At 61.2% G+C, this 18163-nt stretch carries 16 protein-coding genes; 13 read left to right on the top strand and 3 right to left on the bottom strand.

Going from position 1 to position 18163, the window contains the following annotated elements; genetic code table 11:
* Nucleotides 1–35: 35 nt before the first annotated feature.
* Nucleotides 36–284 (bottom strand): hypothetical protein, encoded by a 249-nt coding sequence (locus tag FRH_RS06745; protein ID WP_139527851.1) that lies wholly within the window; start codon nucleotides 282–284, stop codon nucleotides 36–38.
* Nucleotides 285–350: 66 nt separating this feature from the next.
* On the opposite strand from FRH_RS06745, the gene FRH_RS06740 reads away from it, so the two are divergent.
* Both FRH_RS06740 and rapA read left to right on the top strand, forming a co-directional pair.
* Entirely contained in the window at nucleotides 351–1154 is an 804-nt protein-coding gene (locus FRH_RS06740; protein ID WP_281997990.1) for a TlpA disulfide reductase family protein, read from the top strand.
* A gap of 115 nt (nucleotides 1155–1269) precedes the next feature.
* Nucleotides 1270–4218: an RNA polymerase-associated protein RapA gene (gene rapA / locus FRH_RS06735; RefSeq protein ID WP_281997989.1), complete on the top strand. Its 2949-nt coding sequence runs from the start codon at nucleotides 1270–1272 to the stop codon at nucleotides 4216–4218.
* Nucleotides 4219–4234: 16 nt separating this feature from the next.
* On the opposite strand, the gene FRH_RS06730 is transcribed toward rapA, so the two are convergent.
* Nucleotides 4235–5137 carry a TIGR01777 family oxidoreductase gene (locus FRH_RS06730; protein WP_153843248.1) on the bottom strand — a complete coding sequence of 301 codons (903 nt, stop codon included), beginning with the start codon at nucleotides 5135–5137 and terminating at the stop codon, nucleotides 4235–4237.
* 181 nt (nucleotides 5138–5318) lie between these two features.
* Between FRH_RS06730 and FRH_RS06725 the strand changes: the two genes are divergently transcribed.
* The 9 genes from FRH_RS06725 to FRH_RS06685 all read left to right on the top strand — a co-directional run bounded on the left by FRH_RS06725 (nucleotide 5319) and on the right by FRH_RS06685 (nucleotide 14258).
* Entirely contained in the window at nucleotides 5319–6380 is a 1062-nt protein-coding gene (locus tag FRH_RS06725; RefSeq protein ID WP_153843249.1) for an FAD-dependent oxidoreductase, read from the top strand.
* Between the two features lie 236 nt (nucleotides 6381–6616).
* Nucleotides 6617–7537, top strand: a complete 921-nt coding sequence (locus FRH_RS06720) for a MerR family transcriptional regulator (RefSeq protein ID WP_176558247.1) — start codon at nucleotides 6617–6619, stop codon at nucleotides 7535–7537.
* Between the two features lie 33 nt (nucleotides 7538–7570).
* On the top strand, nucleotides 7571–8983 hold the full coding sequence (gene phrB / locus FRH_RS06715; protein ID WP_153843250.1) for a deoxyribodipyrimidine photo-lyase: 1413 nt from the start codon (nucleotides 7571–7573) through the stop codon (nucleotides 8981–8983).
* 100 nt (nucleotides 8984–9083) lie between these two features.
* Nucleotides 9084–9515, top strand: a complete 432-nt coding sequence (locus FRH_RS06710) for a nuclear transport factor 2 family protein (RefSeq protein ID WP_281997988.1) — start codon at nucleotides 9084–9086, stop codon at nucleotides 9513–9515.
* A 63-nt stretch (nucleotides 9516–9578) separates the two neighbouring features.
* Nucleotides 9579–10364: an SDR family NAD(P)-dependent oxidoreductase gene (locus tag FRH_RS06705; RefSeq protein WP_139527843.1), complete on the top strand. Its 786-nt coding sequence runs from the start codon at nucleotides 9579–9581 to the stop codon at nucleotides 10362–10364.
* The gene (locus FRH_RS06700) at nucleotides 10361–11710 is read left to right on the top strand and encodes an FAD-dependent oxidoreductase (RefSeq protein ID WP_153843252.1); all 1350 of its coding nucleotides are present in this window, start codon (nucleotides 10361–10363) and stop codon (nucleotides 11708–11710) included. The genes FRH_RS06705 and FRH_RS06700 overlap by 4 nt, the downstream gene beginning before the upstream one ends.
* Nucleotides 11707–12471: a DUF1365 domain-containing protein gene (locus FRH_RS06695; RefSeq protein ID WP_281997987.1), complete on the top strand. Its 765-nt coding sequence runs from the start codon at nucleotides 11707–11709 to the stop codon at nucleotides 12469–12471. Before FRH_RS06700 ends, FRH_RS06695 begins: the two co-directional genes overlap by 4 nt.
* On the top strand, nucleotides 12468–13736 hold the full coding sequence (locus FRH_RS06690) for a cyclopropane-fatty-acyl-phospholipid synthase family protein (protein WP_153843254.1): 1269 nt from the start codon (nucleotides 12468–12470) through the stop codon (nucleotides 13734–13736). Before FRH_RS06695 ends, FRH_RS06690 begins: the two co-directional genes overlap by 4 nt.
* Entirely contained in the window at nucleotides 13737–14258 is a 522-nt protein-coding gene (locus tag FRH_RS06685; protein ID WP_153843255.1) for a DUF2878 domain-containing protein, read from the top strand.
* Here the strand turns inward: FRH_RS06685 and FRH_RS06680 are convergent.
* Nucleotides 14252–16090, bottom strand: coding sequence for a GGDEF domain-containing phosphodiesterase (locus tag FRH_RS06680; RefSeq protein WP_139527838.1), 1839 nt, complete (start codon nucleotides 16088–16090; stop codon nucleotides 14252–14254). The genes FRH_RS06685 and FRH_RS06680 overlap by 7 nt on opposite strands.
* A 273-nt stretch (nucleotides 16091–16363) precedes the next feature.
* On the opposite strand from FRH_RS06680, the gene fabA reads away from it, so the two are divergent.
* A complete protein-coding gene (fabA, locus tag FRH_RS06675; RefSeq protein ID WP_139527837.1) occupies nucleotides 16364–16879 on the top strand; it encodes a 3-hydroxyacyl-[acyl-carrier-protein] dehydratase FabA in 516 nt (171 codons plus the stop codon).
* Between the two features lie 12 nt (nucleotides 16880–16891).
* On the top strand, nucleotides 16892–18109 hold the full coding sequence (gene fabB / locus FRH_RS06670) for a beta-ketoacyl-ACP synthase I (RefSeq protein WP_139527836.1): 1218 nt from the start codon (nucleotides 16892–16894) through the stop codon (nucleotides 18107–18109).
* Nucleotides 18110–18163 lie beyond the last annotated feature (54 nt).

Genomic DNA, 18163 nt, shown 5'->3' with positions numbered 1-18163 from the left:
TGGAACCGTCCCGTCAAAAACACAAGCAACGGTTTCTAACGCTCGTGGTTTTTCGGCTCTGATGCCTCTAAACGCTCAGCCAGTCGCTTCTGTCGGCGCTTGTTGCGGTACATGCGCACCAGTGCAATGACCAGCGCACACGCCACCATGACGGCCAGTACCGCGCCCTGCCAGGGGCGGGCACCGTCACCGAGCACGGTTTCGAGAGTAATGATCAGCGCGAGGCCTAGCGCCTGACTGCCTATGGCCAGAGCGCGCAGGGTGTCAAAAGAGGATTGCGGCATCGACATCTCCATCGTGAGTAGCGTGCGTGGTATGGTGCCCTAGTGTACCTGCTTACCGGAATGACGATGAATGCCATAGCCCTCGGCCCCCTGCTGATTTCGACGCCACGGCTTTACGCGCTGGCCTGCGCGCTGCTGCTGCTGCTGAGCAGCCGCTACCTGCTGGGGCTATCCGCCAGACCCCATGGCCGCTGGTTCAACGGCTTGTTGCTCGCCTGGCTCGTCGGCGCGCGGGTGACGTTCGTCGTCCTCCATTGGGAGAGCTACGCGGCGTCCCCGCTGGACGCGCTGAAAGTATGGCAGCCGGGCTATCACGCCCTCGGCGGCCTGCTTGCTGGCTTGCTTTGGACCGTCTGGGCACTGCGCGCGCGGCTATTGGCGATGATCGGCGGCCTGGCCATGACGGTAGGCGCCGCCAGCCTTTGGCTGGTGCTGGTCACGCTATCACCGCTGGGTCAATCATTTGCCGTCACGTCGCTACCCGATGTCACGCTAGACGATCTCGACGGCAACGCGGTGTCGCTGCCGTCGCTGACCCATCAAGGCGAACGCATCATCGTCAATCTGTGGGCCACCTGGTGCCCGCCCTGCCTGCGCGAGATGCCGCTGTTAGAAGAGGCGGACCAGCGCGACGACATTACCGTCGTCGTGGTGAATCAGGGCGAGGACTTGCTGCCCATTGCCCGCTATTTGGACGAGCAGTCACTCAGCTTCCGTTACCCGCTGCGCGACCCCGAGCAGACGCTGATGGCGCGCTTCCAAGCGCCGGGGCTTCCGACGACGGTGCTCTTCGATACGACGGGCAGAACCCTCGACGTGCACGTCGGTGAACTGACCCGCGCGCAGTTGGAGCGCTGGTTGAGCGATTGACCACGATAGACCTTAATCCCCCCGCTGCTTTGCGTTAGAATCCCCCGCCCTGTTAGCCGCCGGTCACCTGCCCCGGCGGCGTACGACCCGATTTTGACGACTTCCTCGAGGCATCATGAGCGATTTTTCTCCCGGCCAGCGCTGGATTAGCGACGGCGAAGCCGAGCTTGGACTCGGCACCGTGCTTAACTGCGACGCCCGTAGCGTTACCATTTTGTTCAGTGCCAGCCAGGAAACCCGCACCTACAACACTCGCCAGGCGCCGCTCACCCGCGTGATGTTCGGCAGCGGCGACCGCGTTCTCTCTGCCGATGGCTGGCAGATGATCGTCGATGACAGCAAAGAGAGTCGCGGCCTGATCACCTACATCGGTGAAGACAGCGACGGCACTCTGCGCGAGCTGCCCGAGGCCAAGCTGGCCGATACCATGCAGTTCGATCAGGCCCGCGACCGCTTGCTCACCGGTCAAGTCGACCGCAACGACTGGTTTGATCTTCGCTTTCGCACTCTTCACCACTTCCAGCGCATCGAGCAGCACGGGGCCCTCGGTTTTGCCGGGCCGCGCATCGACCTCATACCCCATCAGCTCTATATTGCCGACGAAGTCGCCGGACGCCATGCGCCGCGGGTTCTGTTGGCCGACGAAGTGGGCCTGGGCAAAACCATCGAAGCCGGCCTGATTCTTCACCGCCTGCTGCTGGCTGGCCGGGTAGAGCGCGCGCTGATATTGGTGCCCGACAGCCTGACCCACCAGTGGTTGGTCGAACTGCTGCGCCGCTTCTCGCTGAACGTCACTCTGCTGGACGAGCACCAGAGCCAGGCCCACGGCAGCGCCAACCCGTTCGAGAGCGCCCAGCTCGTGCTGGCTAGCCAAGGCTGGCTGTTTGCCAACATTCATCGCCAGGACCAAGCCCTGGCCAGCCGCTTCGACCTGCTGATCGTCGATGAGGCCCACCACCTGGATTGGAGCCCGGAGAAGAGCGGCCCCGGCTACCAGTGCGTGGAACAGCTCGCCGCCGAGATTCCCGGCCTGCTGCTGCTTACCGCCACGCCGGAGCAGATGGGTCTGGAAAGCCACTTCGCCCGCCTGCGGCTACTAGACGCCGAGCGTTACCACGACATCGAGCGCTTCAAAGAGGAGGAGCAGCACTACGTCGCGGTGGCAGGCGCCATCGATGCCCTGGAGGAGCTGCCGCACACCGCGAGCGCCCGCGAACGCGTCGCCGCCGTGGCCGACGACCGCGACAGCCAGGCGCTGCTCGCCACGCTGTGCCACCCAGAGGCCAGCCCGGAGCAGCAGGACGCCGCACGCGCCCAGCTGCGCGATGCACTGCTCGACCGCCACGGCACCGGCCGCGTGATGTTCCGCAACAGCCGCCGTCACGTAGGTGGCTTCCCCGAGCGACGCCTGCATTTAGCTCCGCTCGAACTGCCGTCGGCCTACCGCCGCGTGCTGCGCCGCCTGGAGCGCGACGACGACTATTTGGACGAGCTGCTGATCGAAACCGGCATGGACCATCCGGACGTACTGATCTACCCGGACGCCATGTACCGCGAGCTCAGCAACGACCCGCTGAACACCGAGGCCTGGTGGCACATCGACCCTCGCGTCAACTGGCTGCTCGAAAAACTCAGCGACGACAGCGAGACGGGCTTCGCCAACGACAAAGTACTGGTCATTGCCCACCACCGGGAAACCGCAGAAGGGCTCGCGGAGGGCCTGCGGGTCTTGGGCGGCTACCATGCGCCGGTCTTCCACGAAGGCCTATCGCTGGTCGAGCGCGACCGGGCCGCCGCCGCGTTTGCCGACGAAGAGGATGGCTGCCAGGTGTTGGTGTGTTCCGAGATCGGCTCCGAGGGGCGCAACTTTCAGTTCTGCCGCCACTTGGTCATGTTCGACATGCCGCAGCACCCCGACCAGCTAGAGCAGCGCATTGGCCGTCTTGACCGGATCGGCCAGCGCCACGCCATCGAGCTGCACGTGCCTACGTTTACCGGCAGCCCCGGCGAGCGCCTGCTGCGCTGGTACCACGAAGGCATGGACGCGTTCAGCGCGCCCCATGGGGTGGGCAGCGACCTGTTCGATGCCTTTGGCGATGCTCTGGCCGATGCGCTGCTCGACGACGAGATGCTCGACGAGATCATCGACGAGACCCGAGAGATGTTCATCGCCAAGCTCGCCGAACGGGATGCAGGCCGCAACCGCCTGCTGGAACTCAACGCCTGCCGCCCCACGCGGGCACGGCAGGTGATCGATGCCGTGCGCGAGCTGGACGAGGATCCGGCGCTGCCTCGCTACGTGGAGCGTGCGCTGGATATCTTCGGGGTCGACAGCCAGGAGATCGGCAACGGTCTGCTGCACCTTCAGCCCAGTCAGCACATGCTGGATGGCCTGCCCGGGTTGGTCAAAGGCGAAGAGGGCTTCTCTGCCACTTACAGTCGCGCCCAGGCACTAGCGCGGGATGACGTGCAGCGGCTCTCTTGGGAGCATCCGCTGGTGCGCGAAATGATGGGCCGCGTGCTCGACGGCACCATGGGCAACACCGCACTAGCACTGCTGCGTCATCCGGCGATTCCCAGCGGGCGCTTGATGGCCGAGCTGGTCTTCCGCACCCACTGTCCGGCGCCCAAATCGCTGCACCTGAACCGCTTCTTGCCGCCCACCGCCGTACGCGTACTGCTGGATGAGTCAGGCGCCAACCTGACCAGCAAGATCTCGTTCACCGGGCTGGGCAAAAACCTGCAGAAGGTGAACAAGTCGCTGGCGCGGGATTTGATCAAGAGCCGCCATGATCAGCTTCGCGAGCTGCTCACCCAAGGAGAAAGCGAAGCCGAGCGTGAACTGCCGAGTATCGTAGAGGCCGCAGAAATCCGCATGCGCGCCCAGCTAGACGCCGAGCTGGCCCGCCTGACGGCGCTGGCGGAGCACAATCCGGCGGTGCGTAGTGAAGAGCTGGAAGCGCTGCAGCAGGAGCGTCAGGCGCTGAGCAGCGCTATCGAAAACACTCGCCTACGACTCGACTCGGTGCGGGTGATCATCACCGTCGACCCCAACGCGAACTAAGGCTCACGACGGGCGGCTATAGGATGGCCGCCAGTGCTTGGTCGAGCGTCGGGTACTGAAACTCGAAGCCCGCTTCGCGTAGCCGCTCGGGACGCATGTCCGCCCCGGTCAACAGCAGCCGCGACATCTCCCCAAAGCCCGCTTTCAGCACGAACGCGGGCACCGGAAACATGGCCGGACGATGCAGCTGCTTGGCCAGCGTTTGAGTGAATTCGGCGTTGGTCACCGGATGCGGTGCGCTGCCGTTGAACGCACCAGAGAGGGCTGGCTGGGTGATCAAATAGATGATCGCGGCCACCAGGTCATCTCGATGAATCCAGGGCATGAACTGCTGACCATCACCAAACCGCCCGCCTAGGCCGAGTTTGAACGGCGGCAGCATTTTTTGCAGTGTCCCGCCCCCCGCTTCGAGCACCAGCCCAATACGCAGAATCGCCAGCCGGATGCCCATCGTCTCCACGGGCTTGGCCGCCGCTTCCCACTGAGCGCACAGCCGATGCGCGAACTCGTCGTGGGGCGTGGTGGTCTCGTCCACCACCTTGTCCCCCTGATCGCCGTAATAGCCCATCGCCGAACCACTCACCATGACGCTCGGTAAAGGTTGGCCGTTGGCCGTCAGCTGCTCGCAGAGGGCAATGAGCTGCTGGGTACTCTCGACCCGTGAGCGGATGAGTCGCTCTTTCTGTTCGGTGCTCCAGCGTTTTGCCGCAATGGGCTCCCCCGCCAAATTCACCAGCGCGTCTGGCGGTGTGTCCACGAAGGCTTGCGCGCTATCGCGGATATCGCAGGTCTTGGGCAGTTTACCGCGCACGTTGTGGGGCGTTCGGGATACCACCTGCACCTCGTGCCCTTGGTCGATCAGCACTTGGCTGAGTCGTTGGCCCACGAAGCCGCTGCCCCCGGTGATCAATACCCGCATGGTGTCACTCCTTTGCCGTTAAACGTGGTGTGCAGGAGAGTGTTGCCTGCCACCGCCGGATGAGCGGTCTCGGTGGGCGAGGTTCGGTCACTCATACACATTGCAACTTATTTAATTGTACGATATTTATACATAACTGCTACGATAAAATGGAACCCGCCTACTGATACCGCGAGGACGTATGGCCGCAACGGCAAACGAGAGCTATCCATCACCCTTTGCGCTTCGCGTGGCCATCGTGGGCGCCGGGCTGTCTGGGCTGGCCTGCGCCCATCGACTGGCGCAGCAGGGTACCCAGGTTCGGCTATTCGATAAGGCACGCGGTCCCGGCGGGCGAATGTCCAGTAAACAGCGCCCTGCCGCCACGCTCGACCTCGGCGCCCAAGCCTTTACCGTGCGTGATGAGCGTTTTGCGCGTCAGGTCGACGAGTGGCGACACGCCGGTTGTGTGGACATCTGGCCAACACATCGCTATCAGGCTAGTGCATCCGGCTGGCAAACACACGACGATGGGCAGATACGCTATTGTGGAGCGCCGCGCATGAGCGCCATTACTCGCTACCTGGCCGACGGGCTGAGCGCGTTCGCTGATGCCACGCTCTTGCTCGAAACGACCATCACGGCTTTAGAGCGCCAGCCCAAAGGCTGGCAGCTTCGCGATGCTCACGACAACCGGTACGGTCTTTTCGATTACGTGGTGATCAGCGCCCCGCCGCCCCAGGCGAAAGCGCTGCTGGCAGATTGGGAACCGATGCTGTCCGACGCCTGTGAAGAAAGACCGCAGCGGAGCTGCTGGGCGGCATGGGCCATATTTGACGAATCGCTTCCAAGACTTCCCGTCGGCGACCAGTGGCAGAGCCTGCATCTTGAGCATCCTGCTCTACGCTTGGTCTCTCGCAACCACACCAAACCAGGGCGAAAGCACCAGCCGGAAAGCCTGAGCCTGCTGGCCCAACTCGACTGGAGCGATGCACATATCGACGCGACACCAGCATCCGCGGCGCAGCAGCTATGGGAGGCATTCGTCACCACACTGCCCAGCGACACATCGCTCCCCTCTCCTATTGACGTAGGGGCGCACCGCTGGCGCTATGCCCAGCCTGCCTCGCCAGGCAGGCAGTCGTTCTTGTACAGTGAGAGCGGTTTAGCACTGTGCGGTGACAGCTTCCGCGGTAGCCGTGTCGAGGATGCTTGGCTCTCTGGAAACGAGCTGGGGGCGGCATTATTAGGCCGGTCGGTCTAATAATACTCCGACTAACAGCGCACCAAGATGGACACCGCAAAGGTTGTACCCAGTCGCCACAAATTGTACAAAGGTGCCTATAATAGCGTGATCCTATTCCATCGATTAGGTGTTATTCAACGAATCGCTATACGGCTAGATGGCCCTGCGCCGAGCTGGCGCGGCAACATAGCTATCGCAATTATTGACAGACCCCTGCAGCGCTGGCTGCAGGCAACCAAGAGGCAATGGCGCCCATGAGCAACAAGGCGACCCACCCACCCGATACTCCCCTCTATCCGATTCGGGAAGTTTCCCGTTTGACGGGTGTGAACTCGGTCACTCTACGCGCCTGGGAGCGACGCTACGGTTTGATTCGTCCACAGCGCACGCCCAAGGGACACAGGCTCTACGCCCAGGACGACATCAGCCGCATCGAGCGCATTCTTCAATGGCTCAACCGCGGCGTACCGGTCAGCCAAGTGGCGGACCTGCTCGACCAACCTGAAACGGTCGAGGCACCAACGCCGAATGCCGGTGACTGGGCCAGCCAACGCCAGCAGCTTCAGGCGGTCATCGAAGCGGTCGACTTGCCGAAGTTAGAAGCCCTGTATCACCAGAGCCTGGCGCTTTATCCGCTGAGCGTGGCGATCAACGAGCTTTGGCAGCCGGTCATTCTGACCCTAGAAGCCAAGTGGGCCGCCGAGCCCGACGACTTGGTACGCCGCACGTTCGAAGCGTTTTTCCGCAGCCAAGTAGGTATTCGCTTGCACTACGCCAACCAAGCGACACGGGGACCGCTGATCCTACTCAGCGCTATGCCTGACGACCCCGGCCCGCTTTGGGTGTTGATGTGCGCGCTCATGGCCAGCGAACAAGGCTACCGCGTGCAACTCTTCGATCACTCGCTGCCACTCGACGATTTGCCGCAAGCGGTGTCTCGCCTACATTCATCGATGGTGCTGCTTTCCAGCGGTCAGCGGGAAAACGATCGCTATATTCGCGACGATTTACCCAAAGCCGCCGAAGCCCTCGGCGTGCCCCTCGGCGTTTGCGGCGAAGTGGCGCGGCTGCGCGAGAACGACCTCCGTGACGGCGCCGTTCACATGCTGGGGGACGACCTTCCCCAAGCGATTGCTCGTTTGCGCCCGCTGCTACGTGAATCCGGTATCCTGTAAACGCGGTGGCATCGGCTAACCTAAGGATTTTGCATGAACCTGCAGCTTGTTTGGTTTCGCAGCGATTTACGTATTCATGACAATTCCGCACTCGCCGCCGCTGCCGCCAAAGGGCCGGTCGTAGCGGTTTTTTTACGCAGCATCGAGCAGTGGCGTGACCACGGTCACGGTGCGAACAAGCTCGATTTTTGGGCGCGCGGCGTCAGTGCACTGAAGACGTCGCTCAACGGTCTGAACATCCCGCTTTTGCACCGCGATATCGAACGCTACGACGACGCCCCTCAAGCGCTGTTGGAGATTGCCCAGAAGTACGGCGTCGAGCGGCTACACTTCAATTACGAGTATCCGCTCAACGAGCAGCGCCGCGATCAGGCAGTACTGAAGGCCTTTCAACAGGCAGAGATAACTGCTCATGGTCACCATGACGCCGTTGCCTTTGCCCCAGGCAGTTTGCTGACCGGCAAAGGCGATTACTACGGCGTGTTTACACCCTTTGCGAAAGCGTGGCACAAACAGGTAACGGCGGATCAGCTTGCTCTGCGCGACACGCCAGAAGCCCAGTCGCCCCTCGAGATCCAAAGCGACTCGCTTCCGTCTCTGCCCGCGCTCGACGACGAGCCGCTGGATGGCCGCCAGTGGCCCGCAGGCGAAAACGCCGCTAGCGACAACTTGGAGCGCTTCTTGCGTTTTCGCGGGCGGCATTACAAGGATCAGCGCGATTTTCCCAAGGTGCGGGGAACCAGCGAGCTGTCACCCTATTTAGCCCTGGGGATGATCTCGTATCGCCAGTGCCTACAAGCCGTGATGAGCGAAAACGGCGGGAGCCTCGCCGACGGCGACGCGGGCTTGACGGCCTGGGTGAACGAGCTGGTGTGGCGGGAGTTTTATCAGCATGTGGCGGTCGGCTTCCCCCAGGTGTGCCGCTACCAGCCGTTTCAAGAACACACCAAGCAGCTCGACTGGCGCGATGACGACGACGGCTTTGCCGCTTGGTGCGAGGGCCGCACCGGCTACCCCATCGTGGACGCTGCCATGCACCAACTCGTGTCGACCGGCTGGATGCACAACCGTCTGCGCATGATCACGGCCATGTTCTTGAGCAAACACCTGCTGATCGACTGGCGACGTGGTGAGGCTTTTTTCATGCGCCACTTGGTGGATGGCGAGTTCTGCGCCAACAATGGCGGCTGGCAGTGGGCCGCTTCGACGGGAACCGATGCGGCACCCTATTTCCGCATTTTCAACCCCACCACCCAATCGACTCGCTTCGACCCCGACGGCGAGTTCATCGCCCAATGGCTGCCCGAGCTTGCATCGCTGCCAGCCAAAGCGCGACACGCCCCACCAAAAGACATGCTCGATCCCATCGATTACCCAGCGCCCATCGTCGATCACAAAGCGGCGCGCCAGCGGGCACTCGACGCCTTCAAAGCGCTCTCGAAGTAGCCGCCACATACGCCTCTTCATGGCGGCCATGTGCCGCTATGCTGCCTATCTACCTACCATTCTCTCATCATGACGCCCTGTCACTTGCAAGGAGTGTGCGATGACCGACGACCGCGCTTTGGCCAAGTTTTGTGCTTTCTTCAACAAACTAGACAACACCTGTACAGAAAAACTATACGAGGTATATACTGAGGAAGTTGTTTTCAACGATCCGCTACATCACATTGAGGGTCGCGAGGCGCTAGAGCGCTACTTCGCCACGATGTACGAAAACGTTGAGCGCTGCCGCTTCACGTTCCATACCCAGCAGATGCAGGGGTATCAAGCGTTCGTGACGTGGACCATGGAGTTCGTTCACCCTCGCTTGGCCCGGGGCAGGCCAGTGAGTGTGGAGGGTTGCAGTGCGCTGACGTTTACCGAGGACGGAAAAGTGTCGCGTCACCGCGACTATTTCGATGCTGGGGCCATGCTGTACGAGCACCTTCCCATCATGGGACGTGTCATACGCTGGTTAAAGCAGCGCCTGGGTTGAGTCGTGTGACCTCGTTGATACGCACGCAGGCTGCGTGCTAACAGGCCGCTACAGGAGAGCAGGATGAGCACATGGAATACGTCCCAACGTATCTGGCTGACCGGCGCGACCTCCGGCATTGGTGAAGCGCTGGCCAAACAGTTAATCGAACAGGGACACCGCGTGGTATTGAGCGCCCGCAACGAAGAGGCATTGCATGCGCTTTGCAATGGCCATGACAACGCTTATCCGTTGCCCCTGGACGTCAGCGACCATCAGGCCGTATTAGCCGCCGGTGAGCAGATTCGCGAATGGCTGGGCGCATTAGACGTTGCACTATTCAACGCGGGCACCTGCGAGTATCTCGACGCGCGACACTTTGATATGGCGCTCGTCGAACGTGTTTTCACTCCAAACCTGTTTGGCACGCTGTATGGCGTCGACGCCGCCCTTCCGCTGCTGCGTGCTGCTCGTCAGGAAGGCAAACCAGCACGCTTGGCCGCGACATCGAGCGCCTCGGCCTACTTGCCGCTGCCTCGCGCGGAGGCTTACGGCGCGTCGAAGGCCGCCGTGAGTTACTTTCTTGAATCTCTGCGTCTTGATCTGCACCAGGAAGGCATCGACGTCAGCTTGATCCACCCGGGCTTCGTGAAAACACCGCTCACCGACCGCAACGACTTTCCTATGCCCATGCAGGTCACAGCCGACGAAGCCGCCAAGGCGATCATTGCAGGGCTTGCCAAAGGTCGCCTGGATATCCATTTCCCACGGCGGTTTACCTATATCGTCAAATGTTTGGGCATTTTACCCCCCGCCCTGCGGCGATGGATTGGCCTGCGCATGACGCGGCAAACCAAGGAGTCACCATGAGCGTCACAGCGTCACAGCGCATTGCGGTTATTGGCAGCGGCATCAGCGGGATGGCCGCCGGATGGTACCTATCCTCACAGCATGAGGTGACGCTGTTCGAAGCCGATCGTCGACTAGGCGGCCATACGGCCACCATGGACGTCGAGGTCAATGGCGAGCCCTACGCCATCGATACCGGCTTCATCGTTTTCAATGACTGGACCTACCCCCATTTTCAACGCTTGTTAGCGACCCTCGGCGTGCCCAGCCAAGCCACCGAGATGAGTTTTTCGGTGCATGAGACGGACGTCGACTTCGAGTACAACGGCCATACGCTCACGTCGCTCTTCGCCCAGCGCCGCAATCTGCTCAATCCCTCGTTCTATCGTCTGCTACGCGATATTTTACGCTTTAACAAACAGGCCACCGCCGACCTAGAGAGCAAACGGCTACCGGCGGACATGACGCTGGGTGAGTACCTCGATAGACACGGCTACGGCGACGCGTTCCAGCGTCGTTACCTGCTGCCCATGGGGGCCGCCATCTGGTCGGCGAGCATTGGTGATCTACGCGCTTTCCCACTGACGTTTTTCGTTCGCTTTTTCCGCAACCATGGACTGCTATCGGTCAACCACCGCCCCCAATGGTATACCCTCGTGGGCGGCTCCAAGCGCTATATCCCCAGCTTGACCGCGCCCTATGCGTCGCGCATCCGTCTCAACACCCCGGTGACCCACATCACTCGCAGCGACACGGGTGTCGTGGTGACCACGGCCCAGGGCAGCGAACGCTTCGACCAGGTCGTACTGGCCTGTCACGCTGACCAAGCGCTCGCCATGCTAGGAGATGCCTCTGCCGCCGAGCGCGAGATCCTGGGAGCAATGCCTTACCAGGACAACGAGGTCGTGCTGCACACCGACACCTCGCTGCTGCCCCGCCGCCAGCGCGCCTGGGCAAGCTGGAACTACCGGTTGGATGGCCGCGGAGCCGACGAGCGAGTATCGGTCACTTACAACATGAACATCCTGCAGCGTTTAGCAGCAGACACTACGTTTTGCGTCACGCTGAACGATTCCGACAGTATCGATCCGACCAAGGTGCTTGGCCGCTACACCTATGCCCATCCCCAGTTCACGCTGGCAGGTCAGGCCGCTCAAATGCGCCACGACGAGATCTCGTCGGTGGCACGGCGCACCCACTTCTGCGGCGCCTACTGGCGCAACGGTTTTCATGAGGACGGCGTTTGGAGCGCGCTACGTGTGGCGCAGGCACTGGGCTGTGACGAAGCCGCTGAGCCGCCCACCACGCCGACGGCGCTGCCCGCGCATGAGTTGATGCCCAACAGCGTTGGGGAGGGGCTGGGATGATCCCTGCGCCGCGCTCGCGCATCTATCGCGGCACGCTTCGCCACCGCCGCTTTACGCCCAAGGTTCACACGTTTAGCTATCAGATGTGGATGGCGTGGCTCGACCTCGATGAGCTCCCCACGCTCTTCGACGGCGTGCCGGGATTTAGCGCGCGACGCCCGGCGCTGGCGCGCTTTCGTCGCGAAGATTATCTGGCCCCGACGGACCGCCCGCTGCGCACCGCCGTGCGGGAAGAGTTGGCCCGCCAGCTAGGCAGCGCCCCTAACGGTCGTATCTGCATGCTGACCCAACTGCGCACCCTCGGCACGATGTTCAACCCTATCACCGTGTACTACGCCTACGATGAGCTGGGACGCCTAGCCGCCGTGCTGGGTGAAGTCACCAATATGCCCTGGCGCGAGCGTACTTGCTACGCCTGCCATGTCGAGACCGACCGCCACGCGCATCAGGCACGCTTTGCTAAAGCCATGCACGTGTCGCCCTTCAACCCCATGGAGATGACCTATCGCTGGAAATTCAATTCGCCCGGCGACCAGCTCTATCTGCATATGGAGAACTGGCAGCACGAACAACGCCATTTCGACGCTACGCTCACGCTCGATGCAGCGCCCGCCACGCGCGGCGTGCTCCTGGCCACCCTCGCCAAGCACCCTTGGATGAGTCTGAAAACGGTCGCGGGAATCCATTTTGAAGCGCTTCGCCTGTGGCTCAAGCGCATCCCCGTTTATAACCACCCTAAGCGCAAGGAGACTTCAAAATGACCACCCTGCGTACCACGCCTCCCAATAGCCAGCCAGCGCGCCAAGACCGCTTCACTCGCTGGCTAAAACCCCGTTTGCTGGCTCAGTTGGATGCCTTTCGCGGCGGACGCATCACGTTGATCGAGGGCAACCAGTGCCATCACCTGGGTCAGGAGGGCCCGCTACAAGTCACCGTGGTGATCCGTCACTCACGCGCCTGGAAGCGGCTCGCCTTTGGCGGCACCGTCGGTGCCGCAGAATCCTATATGGACGGCGATTGGGACGCCGATGACTTGGTGGCGTTGGTCCGCCTGTTTGCGGCCAATCTGGATCATGTCAATGGCCAGATGGAGAACGGTAGCGCTCGCCTCACCCGCTGGCTGCTGGGACTGGCTTACCGCTTCCAACGCAACAGTCTGTCCGGTTCCAAGCGCAATATCGCCGCGCACTATGACATCGGTAACGATCTGTTTGCGACATTCCTGGATACACGCCACTGGATGTACTCCAGCGCCGTCTTCCCCTACCCGGAAGCCAGTTTGGAAGAGGCCTCGACCTATAAGCTCGACATCATGCTCGAGAAGCTGGACGTTCGCCCCGAGCACCACTTGTTGGAAATTGGCACGGGCTGGGGCGGCTTGGCCATTCACGCTGCCAAGACACGCGGCTGCCGGGTGACCACCACGACGATTTCCGAGGAGCAGTACGCACATACCGCCCTGCGCATCAAAGAAGAAGGGCTGGAAGATAAAATCACGCTGCTGAAGCAGGATTATCGCGAGCTGACCGGACGTTTCGATCGGCTGATCTCGGTAGAAATGATCGAGGCGGTGGGACATCAGTATCTCAATACGTATCTCGAAAAGATCGACAGCCTGCTGACCGATGATGGTCAAGTGATGCTGCAAGCGATCACCATTCGCGACCAGCGCTTCGAAGAGGCCAAACGCGACATGGACTTCATCAAGCGCTACATTTTCCCCGGTGGTTTTTTGCCCTCCCATCACGCCATGCTCTCGAGCGTAATGCGTAAAACGTCTCTCAACGTCGTAGCGCTCGATGAGATTGGCCAGCACTACGCACGGACGCTGCGGGAGTGGCGCCACCGTTTCGAGGCGAGTCTCGACCAGGTACGTAGCCAAGGCTATGACGAGCGCTTCATTCGTATGTGGCGCTACTACCTGTGTTACTGCGAAGGCGGCTTTATCGAGCGCTCCATCGGCACCTGCCACCTGTTGCTGGCCAAGCCAGCGGCCAAACCGGCCCCGCTCACCGGAGCGCTGTAAATGGCGTCGCCCTCCCCCATGCCAGTACGCGCGATGTTATTCAATGCGCTGCGCTTCGAGGCGGGCTGGCTGCTATGTGTGCTGGGCGGCTCATGGATCGCCGCGATCAGCGGGGCGGCACTGCTGGGCTGGCACTTTTGGCACTGGGCCAAACCCGGCGAATGGCGTTTCATCGGGCTATTCGCTCTATTGGGGCTGGCGCTGGATGGCGGACTACATGTGGCAGGCGGCTTCGATTTTGGCGACCAAGCGCTCGTTGCGGGACTGCTGCCCGTATGGCTATGGATGCTCTGGCCGCTGTTCGCCACGCTGGTATTTCACTCGCTTGCTTGGCTATGGCGCTACCCTTTGATTGCCGCCGCGTGCGGGGCGATCAGTGGCCCACTCTCTTATTTGGGAGGCGCGGCGCTGGCCAACGTAAGTTTGGCAGCGTGGCTTTTGCCGGTGCAAGCGGTCATCTGGGCCGCGCTTTGCCTAGGCATTAGCTACTACGCACGGCGGGTCGCTGCAACGACTCAATGAACACCCTCGGCAAGCGCCACCGGCGACCAGCGCTGCTCTAGCTCGGAGGCAGGCAGCGGTTTGGCGAAGTAAAATCCCTGCACCAGCGTACAGCCCGCTTTGATCAAAAACTGACACTGGGCTTGAGTTTCAACGCCCTCCGCCACGACTTCCAGTCCCATCCCATCGGCCATGGCCAACACCGCCGTGACGATGGCCGCATCGGCTTGGTCATTGGGGAGCTCGCGGATGAACGCACGGTCCAGTTTGATCTTATCCACCGGCAGTCGTTTCAAATAGCCTAACGATGAATAGCCGGTACCGAAGTCGTCGATGGCAATGGCGTAGCCAAGCGCCCGAAGCGCCTGTAGGCGGGGGCCCATGTCGCCGGCACGCTCGTCCAGCAGCACCGACTCGGTGAGCTCCAGACCAATTTGCGACGGTTTGAGCTGATAGCGCTCCAAGCAGGTCGCCAATTGGGTTTCCAGATCGCCCTGAAAGAGCTGCAGCGCCGAGATGTTGATCCACACGGTCACTTTGGGCATACCGCTGTTTTGCCAGTGTGCTTGCTGAGCACACGCTTTCTCGATCACCCAGCTACCTAGCTCGGCCATCAGACCATGACGCTCGGCCAGAGGAATGAACTCGCCCGGCGAGATCATGCCATCCTGCGGATGGCGCCAGCGTAGCAATGCCTCCATGCCCATCAGCTCACCGCTGCCTGGGTGGTGCTGAGTTTGGTAGTGAAGCTCTAACTGGTCACCGGACACCAGCGCGGCGCGCAGATCGCTGACCAGCGCCAGCTGGGGATTATCCTGCTTGTCCAAGGCTGGTCGAAAACGCTGGCTATGGTTACGCCCCAATCGCTTGGCGCTATACAAGGCGGACTCCAAACGCTGAAACAGCACGCCGGAGTCGCGGCCATCTTCGGGTGCGCGGCAGCTGCCAATGGTCAGCCCTAGGCGCAGCGACTGCTCATTGATCTCGAAAGGGCTGCACATATGATCGCGCAGGGTCATGATCCATTTGTCGTGATCATCGAAGGTGGTGGTGCGAATCACCAAAAACTCATCACCCCCCAGGCGGCCGACGACGCTGCCCGCCATGTAGCTGGTGAGCCGCTGAGCAAACCGCGCAAGCAACCGATCCCCCTGCTCGACGCCCAGACTGTCATTGACCGACTTCAAACCATCGATATCGATCAGCGCCATGTCCAAACTCTCACCCGCGCGCAGGTGGCGCAGCCTTGAGGCCATTAGGTCATGCAGGCGGCGACGATTAGGTAGCCCGGTCAGCGGGTCCTCGTAGCCGATGCGGCGCAGGTCACGCTCGCGAGCCTTTTGCGCCGAAATATCGGTAAACAGACTGATGAAGTGGGTAATCTTGCCGCGTTTGTCGGTCACGGCACGAACCTTGAGCCACTCGGGGTACTCATCGCCATGTTTGCGGCGGTTCCACATTTCCCCTTCCCAACGGCCCGTGGCTTTGAGGGTGCTCCAAAAGCTTTCATAGAAGGCTTTGTCGTGGCGCTGCGCCGCGAGGGTTTCAAGCTTGCGGCCGACCATCTCCTGACTCTCGTAGCCGGTAATGTCGGTAAAGGCCGGATTGACGGCCAGAACGCGATTTTGCACGTCGCTGATGACCATGGCATCCCCCGCCAACCCCATGGCATCTTGGGCAAGCCGCAGGCGCAACCGCTGCTGACGAACTTGGTGCCAAGCATCCCATAAACCCAACGTAACCAAGCTGGCGGCCACCATGCGCAGCGCGGTATCAGGAATCCATACACACGCAGGCAGCGCCATGAGCGCTACCCAAACCAGCGGACGATTAAGAGAAACAGGCAGCCACATGGCGGGTCTTGTTGTCCTATCAGCAGTCACTAACTAAAAACAAGGGTCGACGACATCATGCCGTCTAACCCAAAACTTGGATAGAGCATATTACGTCAATAGGCCGTTTATTGTGCGAATTCGCTAAGTGAAACGTTACACTCATGACGATTGCCGTATTGGCAAATCATTAAAAAGCATTAGAAAGTGACGATAAGGCGCCCGTGACGTGCATTCGGTGGTCTCGGGAAGTAGACTAGGCGCAACAACCATCTTCATACTCGGAACGATTCAGTGACCAAGCAACACTCCTTTGATCGCGAAGAACTGCTGGCCTGCTCGCGTGGCGAGCTTTTTGGCCCAGGCAATGCACAGCTGCCAGCCCCCAACATGCTGATGCTCGACCGTATCACGCATATCCATGAAGAGGGCGGTGAACACGGCAAAGGCGAACTGATCGCCGAGCTGGATATCACTCCGGATCTGTGGTTCTTCGACTGCCACTTCCCCGGCGACCCGGTGATGCCTGGCTGCTTGGGTCTCGACGCGATGTGGCAGCTGGTAGGTTTTTATCTGGGCTGGCTTGGCCATCCTGGCCGAGGCCGTGCGCTAGGCTGCGGCGAAGTGAAATTCAGCGGCCAAATTTTGCCCGACGCTCAAAAAGTGACGTATCGCATCAACATGAAGCGCGTCATTACCCGTCGGCTCATTTTAGGCATCGCCGACGGCACCGTGTCCGTCGACGGGCGCGATATCTACCAGGCTAATGACCTGCGCGTTGGCCTATTCACCTCCACTGCGAATTTCTAACAGGAGGCTCCCATGCGACGAGTGGTAGTCACCGGCCTTGGCATCGTGTCGTGCTTAGGCAACGACCAGCAACAGGTCCTAGACGCGCTCAAAAGCGGGCGCAGCGGTATTCGTTTCAAGGAAGAGTACGCCGAGCGCGGCTTCCGCAGCCATGTGGCGGGCAGTGTCGATATCGATCTCGATACGCTGATCGACCGCAAGCTGCGCCGCTTCATGGGCGATGCAGCGGCTTACGCCTACGTCTCCATGGCTCAAGCCATCGAAGACGCTGGTCTGACCGAAGCGCAAGTGTCGAACGAGCGCACCGGCCTGATTGCCGGTTCGGGCGGCGCGTCTAGCGCCAATCAGGTCGAAGCCGCCGATCTCATGCGCGAGAAAGGCCTGCGCCGCGTTGGCCCTTACCGCGTGACCCGCACCATGGGTAGTACGGTATCCGCCTGCTTGGCCACGCCGTTCAAGATCAAAGGCGTGAACTACTCCATCTCTTCTGCCTGTGCGACCTCGGCCCACTGCATTGGTAGCGCCATGGAGCAGATCCAGCTCGGCAAGCAGGACGTAGTCTTTGCTGGCGGTGGCGAAGAGGAGCACTGGACGCTGTCGTGTCTGTTCGACGCCATGGGTGCTCTCTCTACGCACTATAACGACACCCCGGACAAAGCTTCTCGCCCTTACGATCAGGCCCGCGATGGTTTCGTCATCGCCGGTGGTGGCGGCATGCTGGTGCTGGAAGAGCTCGAACATGCAAAAGCGCGCGGCGCCAAGATCTATGGCGAGCTCGTCGGCTATGGCGCGACCTCGGATGGCCATGACATGGTGGCCCCCTCTGGTGAGGGCGCGATGCGCTGCATGCATCAGGCCATGGCCACGGTGCAGGGCGATATCGACTACATCAATACCCATGGCACCTCGACGCCGGTTGGCGATGTCGCTGAACTGAAAGCGATTCGAAGCGTGTTCGGCAACTCAACGCCCGCCATGAGCTCGACCAAGTCGCTCACCGGCCACTCGCTGGGTGCCACTGGCGTACAGGAAGCGATCTACTCGCTGCTGATGATGCAGCACGACTTCGTGGCCGCTTCTGCCAACGTCGAGCAGCTCGACGAGCAGGCCGACGGTTTCGATATCGTGACCGAGCGTCGCGACGGCGTCACCCTCGAGCGCGTGCTCTCCAACAGCTTTGGCTTTGGCGGCACCAACGCCTGCTTGGTGTTCCAGCGCTACGACGGCTGATATCCATGTACGGCATCAAAAACGGCGCCTTCGGGCGCCGTTTTTGCGTGAATA

This window comes from Halomonas sp. A020 (assembly GCF_027943625.1).
Classification (GTDB): Bacteria; Pseudomonadota; Gammaproteobacteria; order Pseudomonadales; family Halomonadaceae; genus Vreelandella; species Vreelandella piezotolerans.
The sequence above is the reverse complement of the archived record's forward strand: the minus strand, read 5'-3'. Positions and strand labels throughout refer to the sequence as shown.